Annotated in this window: 12 protein-coding genes and 1 pseudogene; 6 read left to right on the top strand and 7 right to left on the bottom strand. The window is 77.5% G+C overall.

Going from position 1 to position 10,197, the window contains the following annotated elements; all coding sequences use genetic code 11:
* Positions 1–199, top strand: a pseudogene (locus GTQ99_RS14230) (hypothetical protein); the annotation flags it as partial.
* Between the two features lie 117 nt (positions 200–316).
* On the opposite strand, the gene GTQ99_RS14225 reads toward GTQ99_RS14230, so the two are convergent.
* Both GTQ99_RS14225 and GTQ99_RS14220 read right to left on the bottom strand, forming a co-directional pair.
* Positions 317–997, bottom strand: a complete 681-nt coding sequence (locus tag GTQ99_RS14225; protein WP_166616392.1) for a winged helix-turn-helix domain-containing protein — start codon at positions 995–997, stop codon at positions 317–319.
* A complete protein-coding gene (locus GTQ99_RS14220) occupies positions 994–2,298 on the bottom strand; it encodes a sensor histidine kinase (protein WP_338075002.1) in 1,305 nt (434 codons plus the stop codon). The genes GTQ99_RS14225 and GTQ99_RS14220 overlap by 4 nt, the downstream gene beginning before the upstream one ends.
* Positions 2,299–2,482: 184 nt before the next feature.
* On the opposite strand from GTQ99_RS14220, the gene phoU reads away from it, so the two are divergent.
* Together phoU and GTQ99_RS14210 are read left to right on the top strand one after the other, a co-directional pair.
* Positions 2,483–3,148: a phosphate signaling complex protein PhoU gene (gene phoU / locus GTQ99_RS14215; RefSeq protein ID WP_166616391.1), complete on the top strand. Its 666-nt coding sequence runs from the start codon at positions 2,483–2,485 to the stop codon at positions 3,146–3,148.
* 61 nt (positions 3,149–3,209) lie between these two features.
* Positions 3,210–3,890: a hypothetical protein gene (locus tag GTQ99_RS14210; protein ID WP_166616390.1), complete on the top strand. Its 681-nt coding sequence runs from the start codon at positions 3,210–3,212 to the stop codon at positions 3,888–3,890.
* Positions 3,891–3,912: 22 nt separating this feature from the next.
* Here GTQ99_RS14210 and GTQ99_RS14205 read toward each other — a convergent pair whose 3' ends face one another.
* Positions 3,913–4,665 carry a phosphoglyceromutase gene (locus GTQ99_RS14205; protein ID WP_166616389.1) on the bottom strand — a complete coding sequence of 251 codons (753 nt, stop codon included), beginning with the start codon at positions 4,663–4,665 and terminating at the stop codon, positions 3,913–3,915.
* 10 nt (positions 4,666–4,675) lie between these two features.
* Positions 4,676–5,974 carry a D-inositol-3-phosphate glycosyltransferase gene (gene mshA / locus GTQ99_RS14200; RefSeq protein WP_166616388.1) on the bottom strand — a complete coding sequence of 433 codons (1,299 nt, stop codon included), beginning with the start codon at positions 5,972–5,974 and terminating at the stop codon, positions 4,676–4,678.
* 28 nt (positions 5,975–6,002) lie between these two features.
* On the opposite strand from mshA, the gene GTQ99_RS14195 reads away from it, so the two are divergent.
* Complete coding sequence (locus GTQ99_RS14195; protein ID WP_338075001.1) at positions 6,003–6,875, top strand: class I SAM-dependent methyltransferase; 873 nt, start codon at positions 6,003–6,005, stop codon at positions 6,873–6,875.
* Between the two features lie 133 nt (positions 6,876–7,008).
* Positions 7,009–8,070, top strand: coding sequence for a substrate-binding domain-containing protein (locus GTQ99_RS14190; RefSeq protein WP_166616387.1), 1,062 nt, complete (start codon positions 7,009–7,011; stop codon positions 8,068–8,070).
* A gap of 41 nt (positions 8,071–8,111) precedes the next feature.
* On the opposite strand, the gene dtd is transcribed toward GTQ99_RS14190, so the two are convergent.
* Positions 8,112–8,537: a D-aminoacyl-tRNA deacylase gene (dtd, locus tag GTQ99_RS14185; protein WP_166616386.1), complete on the bottom strand. Its 426-nt coding sequence runs from the start codon at positions 8,535–8,537 to the stop codon at positions 8,112–8,114.
* A 120-nt stretch (positions 8,538–8,657) separates the two neighbouring features.
* Here dtd and GTQ99_RS14180 point away from each other — a divergent pair, with 120 nt between their 5' ends.
* On the top strand, positions 8,658–8,999 hold the full coding sequence (locus tag GTQ99_RS14180) for a hypothetical protein (protein ID WP_166616385.1): 342 nt from the start codon (positions 8,658–8,660) through the stop codon (positions 8,997–8,999).
* Between the two features lie 3 nt (positions 9,000–9,002).
* Here GTQ99_RS14180 and GTQ99_RS14175 read toward each other — a convergent pair whose 3' ends face one another.
* Together GTQ99_RS14175 and GTQ99_RS14170 are read right to left on the bottom strand one after the other, a co-directional pair.
* On the bottom strand, positions 9,003–9,356 hold the full coding sequence (locus GTQ99_RS14175) for a DUF2516 family protein (RefSeq protein WP_166616384.1): 354 nt from the start codon (positions 9,354–9,356) through the stop codon (positions 9,003–9,005).
* Between the two features lie 38 nt (positions 9,357–9,394).
* On the bottom strand, positions 9,395–10,197 hold an 803-nt coding region (locus GTQ99_RS14170; protein WP_166616383.1), incomplete at its 5' end, for an FUSC family protein.

Raw genomic sequence — 10,197 nt, 5'->3', positions numbered from 1 at the left:
CGCGGTCGCCTCGGCCACCGCCGCGGCGACCGCGAGCGCGGAGGCCACCGAGGACGCCGCCGCCGCGGGCGCGGAGCCCACCGGGACGGCCACGCCGAGCCCGAGCGTCACCTGCGGCCCCGCCGTCGGCGAGACCGAGGCCGCCGCGGGCGAGCGCGAGCCCGCCGCCGAGGAGGGCGCGGGCACCGAGGGCGAGTGAGCCCGGCGGGGTCCGCGCCCCGCACGCACCGCGCGCGAGAGGGGGCGGCCCACCGGGCCGCCCCCTCTCGCGCTCCGCGGCCCGGTGCTGCTCCCCGGCCGCCGTCGACCCCCGGGCTCAGCCCTCGAACTTGTAGCCGAGCCCGCGCACCGTCACCAGGTGCCGCGGGTTCGCCGGGTCGGGCTCGATCTTGGCCCGCAGCCGCTTGACGTGGACGTCGAGCGTCTTGGTGTCGCCGACGTAGTCCGAGCCCCAGACGCGGTCGATGAGCTGCACGCGGGTGAGCACCCGGCCGGCGTTGCGCAGCAGCAGCTCCAGCAGCTCGAACTCCTTCAGCGGCAGCGGCACCCGCTCCCCGCGCACCGTCACCACGTGACGGTCGACGTCCATGCGGACCCCGCCCGCCTCCACGGTCGTCTGCACCAGCTCCTCGGGCTCGGCGCCGCGGCGCAGCACCGCCCGCACCCGCGCCAGCAGCTCGCGGGAGGAGTAGGGCTTGGTGACGTAGTCGTCAGCGCCGATCTCCAGGCCCACGACCTTGTCGATCTCGGAGTCCTTGGCGGTGAGCATGATGACCGGGACGCTGGAGCGCGTCCGCAGCTGCCGGCAGACCTCGGTGCCGGGCAGGCCCGGCAGCATGAGGTCGAGCAGGACCAGGTCCGCACCGGCCTTGTCGAACTCCTCCAGGGCCTCCGGGCCGGTCTCGGTGACCGCCACGTCGTAGCCCTCCCGCCGCAGCAGGTAGGACAGCGGGTCGGAGAACGACTCCTCGTCCTCCACCACCAGGATGCGCGTCACGGTCGGACCTCCACGGGGGTCTGCGGCGCCGCGGGACCTGCGGGCGACGCCGGATCGGGGTCGGCGCCACGCCCCGGGCGCCGGTTCGGGTCGGTGCCGCCCTCGCCCGCGGGGGGCGCGGCGGCCGCGTCGGCGGGCAGCTCGGTGGTCGGGTCGGGCAGGCGCAGGGTGAAGGTGGACCCCTCGCCCTCGGCGCTCCAGACCCGGACGTCCCCGCCGTGGTTGCCGGCCACGTGCTTGACGATCGACAGCCCGAGCCCGGTGCCGCCGGTGGAGCGGGAGCGGGCGGGGTCGACGCGGTAGAAGCGCTCGAAGATGCGGTCCAGGTCGGCGGGGCTGATGCCCACCCCCCGGTCGGAGACGGCGATGTCGACGGTGGGCACCACCCCGTGCTCGGCCCCGGTGGCCTGCCCGCTGCTGCGGCGGACCTCCACGACCACCCTGCTGCGCTCGGGCGAGTAGGCGAGGGCGTTGTGCACGAGGTTGCGCAGCGCCGTGACGAGCAGCTCGCGGTCCCCGCGCACCTGCAGGCCGCGCGTGCCGGCGACGACGACCTCGGAGCCGCGCTGGTGGGCGACGCTGCCGCTGCGGTCGATCGCCTCGGCCACGAGGGAGTCGACCTCGAGCAGCTCGGGGCGCACGACGTTCTCGGCGGCCTGCAGCCGCGAGAGGTCGATGATCTCCTGCACGAGCGCCGAGAGCCGGGTCGCCTCCCGGCGCATCCGGCGGGCGAAGTGCCGCACGGCCTCGGGGTCGTCGGCGGCCTCCTCGACGGCCTCCGACAGCAGCGACAGCGCCCCCACGGGGGTCTTCAGCTCGTGGCTGACGTTGGCGACGAAGTCGCGGCGGGTGGCCTCCACGCGGCGGGACTCGGTGCGGTCCTCCAGCAGCAGCAGCACGTGCCGGGCGCCCAGGGTCGTCACCCGGGCCAGCACGACGGCCGGCGGGCGGCCCAGCCCCGCGGCGAGCTCCATCTCGTACTCGCGCACGCGCCCGTCGCGGCGGCAGGCGCGCACGAGCTCGCGCAGCTGCGGGTCGGCCAGCTCCCGCCCGGTCACGACACCGCTGGCGTAGGCGGCCGCGCTGGCCTTGACGACCTCGTCGTCGGCGGCGAGGACGACGGCCGACGAGCGCAGGGCCATGAGGACGTCGCTGACACCGGGGGGCAGCCCGCCGGCGGGCGGCGGCGCGGAGCGGCCGCGGTGCTGCAGGCGCTCGGAGATGCGGAACGCGAGGACGCCCGCGGCACCGGTGAGCACACCGATCGCCGCGGCGATCGACACGGAGAGCTCGCCCAGCACCGCACCAGCCTACGGTCGCCGTCCAGGCCCGCCTCGCCGGCGCGGGCCCTGTGCAGCCGCGCGGGCCGAGATGTTCACCTCCCGGGTGGCGCTCGTTCACCCCCGGCTGGGAGCCTCGGAGCACACACCCGGCCGCGCGGTCCGCACGGCGGACGGCCGGCGGACCCGACCGGAGGTCACCGCAGTGCGCAACGTCTACCACGACGAGCTCGACGGGCTCGTCCAGACGCTCGTCGAGATGACCCAGCTCGCGGAGTCGGCGATCACGCGGGCCACCACCGCGCTGCTGGACGGGGACCGCGAGCTGGCCGAGACGGTCATCTCCGCCGACACCCGCATCGACTCCCTGCAGCGCGACCTGGAGGAGCGGGCGGTGCGCGTGCTCGCGCGCCAGTCGCCCGTCGCGACCGACCTGCGCGTGGTCGTCACGGCCCTGCGCATGAGCTCCAGCCTGGAGCGGATGGGCGACCTGGCCCGCCACGTCGCCAAGCTCGCCCGGCTGCGCTACCCGGACCTGGTGGTGCCCGCCGAGATGCGCTCCACCATCCTGCAGATGGGGCAGGTGGCCGAGCGGATCGTGGCCAAGGCCGGCAGCGTCATCGCCGGCCGGGACGTGCGCCGCGCCGCCGAGATGGAGCTGGACGACGACGAGATGGACCGCCTGCACCGGGTGGTCTTCGAGCAGCTGCTGGCGCGGACCTGGGACCACCCCACGGAGGTCGCCGTGGACCTGACGCTGTGCAGCCGCTACTACGAGCGCTTCGCCGACCACGCCGTCTCGGTGGCCAAGTCGGTGGTCTTCCTGGTGACGGGTTCGCACGACGAGGACGTTGCGGCGCAGACGGTCTGAGCACCCCGCCGCCGCGGGCGGCGCGGGGCGCGGCAGGCACCGCGGGTGTAGCGTCGACGGAGTGATCACCCGGCGGCCCGCGCGACGGCGCGCGGCGGTCCCGGCACCGCTGGCCGTGGGCCTGGCGGCGCTGCTGGCCGGGTGCGGCGGGGAGGAGGCGCCCGACCCCTCCCCGACCACGACGACGACCCGGCCGACCGGCACGGCGACGAGCTCGCCGAGCGCGACGGCCTCCCCGAGCCCGACGGGGCCGGGCTTCGACTGCGCGTCGGTGGACGCGGCCCAGGGCGCCCTCGACGACGCGTTCGCCGCCGAGCTGGACCGGCTGGACATCGGCCGCGGCGACCCGCGCGCGCAGTCGGTGTACGTCCTGGTCACCACGAGCGAGGGACCCGCCTACTACGCCGCCGTCCTGGCCGCGGCCCCGCCCGAGCAGGCCGCCGACGCCCAGCTGGTCCTGGACTACTACCAGCGGCTGGCCGCCCGGGCCGGGGCCCTGGACGCCGGGGACGGCTCCACCGAGGACCTGCTGACGGCGATGGACCGCCTCGACGAGGCCGCCGCCGCGGTGGGCGCCGACCCGGCCGCGGGCACGCGGGTGGTCGACGCCCAGGAGCGGCTGCAGGCCGCCGTGGAGGCCGCCTGCACGTCACCGACGGCGAGCGCCACGAGCACGGCCACCGGCACGGCCACGAGCACGGCCACCGGCACGGCCACGAGCACCGCTACCGCCGCCGGCTGAGCCCGGCCGGGTCAGCGCCGCGTCAGCGGCCCTGGTTGGCGACGGCGGCCGCGGCGGCCGCGGCGGCCTCGGGGTCCAGGTACTGCCCGCCCGGCACGGTCGGCTTCAGGTCCGCGTCCAGGCGGTACACCAGCGGGATGCCGGTGGGGATGTTCAGCCCGGCGATGTCGGCGTCGGAGACGCCGTCGAGGTGCTTGACCAGGGCGCGCAGCGAGTTGCCGTGCGCGGCGAGCAGGACGGTCCTGCCGGCGCGCAGGTCGGGGACGACGCCCTGCTCCCAGTAGGGCAGCATCCGCGCGACGACGTCGGCCAGGCACTCGGTGGCCGGCATGTCGGCGCCCAGGCCCGCGTAGCGCGGGTCGCCGTCCTGGGAGAACTCCGAGCCGGCCTCGATGGCCGGCGGCGGGGTGTCGTAGGAGCGGCGCCAGAGCATGAACTGCTCCTCGCCGAACTCCGCCAGCGTCTGCTTCTTGTCCTTGCCCTGCAGGGCGCCGTAGTGGCGCTCGTTGAGGCGCCAGGAGCGGCGCACGTCGATCCAGTGGCGGTCGGCGGCGTCCAGGGCCAGGTGGGCGGTGGTGATGGCGCGGCGCAGCACCGAGGTGTGCACGACGTCGGGCAGCACGCCCGACTCGACCATCAGCCGCCCGCCCCTGCTCGCCTCGGCCCGGCCCTTCTCCGACAGGGCCACGTCGACCCAGCCGGTGAACAGGTTCAAGGCGTTCCACTCGCTCTCGCCGTGGCGGAGGAGGACGAGGGTGTGCGCCGCTTCGCTCATGGTTCGCACCCTACCGATCGCGCTCGCCGCGCCCCCCGCGCGCCCGCTGCAGCACGGCCTCGCGGTACACGCCCAGGGTGGCCTCCGCGGTGGCCCCCCAGCCGAAGCCCCGCGCGCGGCGCGCGGCGCGCTCGCCCATGGCGGCGCGGCGGGCCGGGTCGTCCAGCAGCCCCGCGAGCACGCGCGCCCAGGTGCGGGGGTCGTGGTCGCCCACGAGCGCACCGGTGCCCCGCCCGTCGGCGTCGTCGGCCACCGCGGTGCGCAGGCCCCCGACCGCGGCGGCCACCACGGGCGTGCCGCAGGCCTGGGCCTCCAGGGCGACCAGCCCGAAGGACTCGTTGTAGGAGGGGACGGTGACGACGTCGGCGGCCCGGTAGTGCTCGGCCAGCTCGGCGCGCGCCACCGGCGGGGCCAGCCGCACGACGTCGCCCAGGCCCAGCTCCTCGACGAGGTCCGCCAGCGCCTCCGGGTGCGCGGTGCCGGAGCCGCTGGGACCGCCCAGGACCAGCACCCGCAGCCGCGCGCGCCGCTGCGGGGAGGCGCGCAGCAGCTCCGCGGTGGCCCGCACGAGCAGGTCGGGCGCCTTCAGCGGCTGGATGCGCCCCACGAAGAGCAGGACCTCCGCGTCGGCGGGCAGCCCCAGGCGGCGGCGGGCGGCCGCGCGGCCGGGGTCGGGGCGGAAGACGCCCAGGTCCACGCCGGGGGCGACGACGGCCACCCTGGCCGGGTCGGCGCCGTAGAGGTCGACGAGCTCCCGGCGCTCCTCGGCGGTGTTGGCCACGAGGCGGTCGGCGGCGTCGACGACCTGCTGCTCGCCGACGACGCGCCCGTCCGGCTCGGGCACGTCGCCGTCGGCGAGGGCGGCGTTCTTCACCTTGGCCATCGTGTGCATCGAGTGCACCAGCGGCACGTCCCAGCGGTCGGCGGCCAGCCAGCCCACCTGCCCGGAGAGCCAGTAGTGCGAGTGCACGACGTCGTAGTGCTGCTCCTCGTGGCGGGCGCCGGTGCGCAGCACGCCGGCGGTGAACGCGCACAGCTGCCCCGGCAGGTCGTCCTTGCCCAGGCCCTCGTAGGGCCCGGCGGCCACGTGGTGCACCCGCACGCCGTCGAAGGGGTGCACCAGCGGCGGCTGCTCGGAGGAGGTGCGCCGGGTGAAGACCTCCACCTCCACGCCGCGGCGGGCCAGCTGGGCGGCCAGCTCCAGCACGTAGACGTTCATGCCGCCCGCGTCGCCGGTGCCCGGCTGCGCCAGCGGCGAGGTGTGCACCGAGAGCAGGGCCACCCGCGAGACCTCGGGCGTGCGCCCCACACCTGCTCCCCTCGCTAGTGTCCGCCACGTGCCCCGGCAGTCTGCCTCCCGCGTGCGAGCGGACGCCTCCCGGGTTCCCCGCGGCGGCGGCAGCGCCCGCGGCGGGGCCGGCGGGGCGGTGGGCGCGGTCACCCGCGGCACCACCGGCCCGGACCGCCTGCGGCGGGTGGAGCGCTGGCTCGCGCAGGCGCAGGCCCGCCGGCTGCGGGAGGCCGCCGACCCGCTCGTCGTCGACCTCGGCTACGGCGCCTCGCCGGTGACGGTGACCGACCTGCAGCGCTGGCTGCGGCGGGTGCGTCCCGACGTGCGCGTGGTGGGCCTGGAGATCTCCCCCGAGCGGGTGGCGGCGGCCCGCAGCGCGCTGCGGGACGTGCCGGGGGCACCCGAGTTCGCCCTCGGCGGCTTCGAGCTGGCGGTGCCGGGGGGCGGTGCACCGGTGCTGGTGCGGGCCTTCAACGTGCTGCGCCAGTACGAGACCGGGGAGGTGGCGGCCACCTGGGAGCTGCTGCGCTCGCGGCTGGCGCCGGGCGGGCTGGTGGTGGACGGCACGTGCGACGAGCTGGGCAGGCGCGCGAGCTGGATCGCCCTGGAGCGCGAGCGCGGTCCGCTCTCGCTGACGCTGTCGGTGCGCCTGGCGGGGCTGCCGGCGCCCTCGGCCGTGGCCGAGCGGCTGCCGAAGGCCCTCATCCACCGCAACGTGCCGGGCGAGGGCGTGCACGAGCTGCTGCGGGCCGCCGACGCGGCGTGGGCGCGGGCCGCCCCGGCGGGCACCTTCGGGGCGCGCCAGCGCTGGATCGCCACCTGCCGCGAGCTGGCGCGGGGCTTCCCCGTGCTGGACGGGCCCTCGCGCTGGCGCCTGGGCGAGCTGACGGTGGCGTGGGAGTGCGTGGCGCCGCGGTGAGGGCCTGGGGTGAGGGCCGGGGTGAGGGCCCCGCGTGAGGGCCCGCGGTGGGGGCCCGGGCGCCTCGGGCATGATCGGACGCCAGTCCGGGGCCGCTGCGCGCGTGCAGCCGCTCGGTGTCGAGGAGGTCACCGTGGCTCGTCCACCGCACGACCGCGCGTCGCGGCCCACCATCCGCGACATCGCCCGCCTGGCGGGCGTCTCCAAGGCGTCGGTCTCGTACGCGCTCAACGACCAGCCCGGGGTCTCCGCCGAGACCCGCGAGCGCATCCGGGCAGCGGCGGCCGAGCTGGGCTGGCGGCCCAGCGCGGCGGCGCGCTCGCTGTCGAGCGCGCGCGCCGGCGCGGTCGGGCTGGCCGTGGCGCGCGACCTGCGGCTGCTGGAGGAGGAGCCGTACTACATGCGGCTCATCGCGGGCATGGAGAGCGTCCTGGCCCGCGAGGGGTTCTCGCTGCTGCTGACGGTGGTGCCGGACGTCGGCACGGCCGTGGAGGTGCTGCGCGGGTGGTGGGCCGAGCGCCGCGTGGACGGCGTCATCCTCACCGACCTGCTCGTGGACGACCCGCGGCTGGCGGTGGTGGACGACCTGGGCATCCCGTGCGCGCTGCGCGGCGGCCTCGAGGACGACGTGCCGCTGGGCAGCCACCTGGCCGTCACGGTGGAGGCGGAGGCGGAGCCGATCGTCGAGGTCGTGCAGCACCTGCTGGCGCAGGGCCACCGGCGCATCGCGCGGGTCAGCGGGCCGACGCAGTTCCTGCACACCGTGCGCCGCGACAGCGCCTGGCGGGAGGTGACGCGGGCGGCGCTGGGCCGGGCGCAGCCGGTCGTCGCCGCCGACTACACCTCCGGCAGCGGGCTGGCGGCGACCCGGCGGCTGCTGGCCCGCGCGCAGCCCCCCACCGCGGTCGTCTACGACAACGACGTCATGGCCGCGGCCGTGGTGGCCGAGCGGCGCTCGCTGGGGCTGCGCATCCCCGGCGACCTGGCGGTCGTGGCGGGCGAGGACTCGATGCTGTGCCGGCTGGCGGACCCGGCGATCACCTCGCTGCGCCGCGACGTGGTCGCCGACGGGGCGCGCAGCGCGTCGCTGCTGCTGGACGTGCTGGCCGGGCGCACCTCGCCGTCCTGGCCCGCCCCGCGCGAGCTGGTGGTGCGGGCGAGCTCCCGGGGGGAGCGCGCCGACGCGTCGGCGTGAACCGGTTCACCCGGTGGGGCGGCGGCCGCGCCGGCGGCGCCTCAGGCCTCCAGCAGGATCGTCGTCGGCCCGTCGTTGACGAGCTCGACGGCCATGTCGGCGCCGAAGCGCCCGGTCGCCACGGGCAGGCCGTGCCCGCGCAGGGCGTCGGCGACCGCGTCGACGAGCGGTTCGGCGACCGGGCCGGGCGCGGCCGCGCTCCACGTCGGGCGCCGGCCCTTGCGGGTGTCGGCGTACAGGGTGAACTGGCTGACGAGCAGCACGCCGGCGCCGACGTCGGCGGCGGCCCGCTCCCCCCGCAGGATGCGCAGCTGGGCGACCTTGCGGGCGATGAGCTCCACCTGCGCGGGGCCGTCGTCGTGGGTGACGCCCAGCAGGACCAGCAGGCCCGGTGCGTCGAGGGCCCCGACCACCTGCCCGTCGACGCTGACGCTGGCGCGGCTCACGCGCTGGACGACTGCTCGCACCGCTGTGCTCCTCCTGGGACCGGGCGGAGCCGAGCGGGTCGCTGCTCCGAAGGGGTGGACGTCCGGTGACGGTCGGGTGGACCTGACGCGACGGGAGGGTTGCGCACCTACGATCGAGCGGTGCCCGACCTGCTGGACGTCCCCGTCGTGATCCCCCTGACGCTGCTCGCGCTGGGGGTCTGCGCCGCGGGGGCGCTGGTGCGGCCCCGCCTGGACGCCGGGCTCGTGCTGGGGCTGCTGGCGGCGATCTGGAGCCGGGTCAACCAGCCCGTCGAGGGCAGGGTGCTGCACACCTGGTCCGCCGACCGGGGCTTCACCGAGGCGGACCTGCTGTCGGTGGCGGCGCTGGCCGTCGCGGGCCTCACCCTGCTGCGCTGCGCCTGGCGGGCGGCGCACCGGGTGCACCGGGCCCGTCACAGCCGGCGCGGCGCGGCGGACGCCGTGGCGCCGGGCGCGCGCTGATCCTCACCAGGGGCCGTAGGGCCCCTGGTTGCCGCCGCGGCCGCCACTGCCGCCGCGACCACGGCCGCCGCCGCCGTACTGGCGCACCGCCGGGCGCACGTCCACGAGGTAGACCACCGAGGCCACGACGGCGAGGATGCCGAGCAGGCCGAGGTTGGCGAACGGCAGGCCGATGAAGCCGATCGCCGCGGCGACCGCGACGATCGCGACCCAGAAGGTCTTGGTCCGCTTGCCGGCGGCCGTGTACGCACCGGCCGGGCGGCGGGCCGCGTCGACGAGGGCCCAGACCTCGAGCGCGAACGCCGCGACGCCGAGGACCATGAGCACGCCGTTCTGCACGTTCCCGAGGAGCTCCACGTCAGGACTCTACGAGTGATCAGGGCGCGGAGTTCCGCTCACCGCCCGAGCAGGTCGCCCAGCCGGCGGTGCCCGAGCTCCTCGGCGCGCTCGACGCGCTCGCGCGGGCCGGGCACGCGGGCGGCCTCCCAGGAGTCGTCGATCCAGCGCTCGTGCGCGTCGCGCAGGGCGAGCAGGTCGCGGCGCAGCGCGTGCGGGTCCTCCCCGGCGCCGGAGCGCTCCAGCGCCGCGAGCGCACCGGCCAGGGCCCGCGAGGCCGGGCGGTTGCGCACGAGCACCGCCACGAGCACGCCGACCCCCACGCCCACGAGGGTGTCGCCCACCCGGTCGCCGACCAGGGAGGAGACCGCGGCGCCGCTCGCGCCCACCCGCGCCAGCAGCAGCGACAGCGCGGTGATCGCCACCGTGCCGAGCGCGTGGTTGCGCGGCATGCAGAGCTCGACGGCGAACACGCACACCGCGGTGAGCAGCAGCAGCCGCGGCCCGCTGGTGGCCAGCGGCACGAGCAGCGCGGCGACGGCCACCCCCACCAGGGTGCCCACCGCGCGCTGCAGGGCGCGCCGGGCCGTGACGCCGGCCGACGGCGACTGCAGCGCCGCCGCGGCGCCGACGGGCGCCCAGTGGGTGTGGCCCAGGCCGAGCGCCGCGGCGAGCAGGGCGCTCGCGGCGGCGGCGATGCCGACCCGCGCGGCGGGCACCCGGTGCACCGACCCCGGCCGCAGGGCGGCGCGCAGCGCTCCGGCGCGGGCGCTGCCGACGCGCTCGCGCCCCAGCAGCTCCGCCGCCTGACCGGGGCCCGCGGGCGCCGGCGGCAGCGGCCGGCGCCCGCGCAGCGCCGGCA

Source organism: Kineococcus vitellinus (genome assembly GCF_009906315.1).
GTDB lineage: Bacteria > Actinomycetota > Actinomycetes > Actinomycetales > Kineococcaceae > Kineococcus > Kineococcus vitellinus.
Note: the sequence above shows the minus strand (reverse complement) of the source record. Positions and strands in the feature narration are given on the sequence as shown.

What these genes read in the sequence shown, in the direction of transcription:
- GTQ99_RS14205 (WP_166616389.1), bottom strand. Translation starts at nt 4,665, where the DNA reads ATGAGCGAAGCGGCGCACACCCTCGTCCTCCTCCGCCACGGCGAGAGC.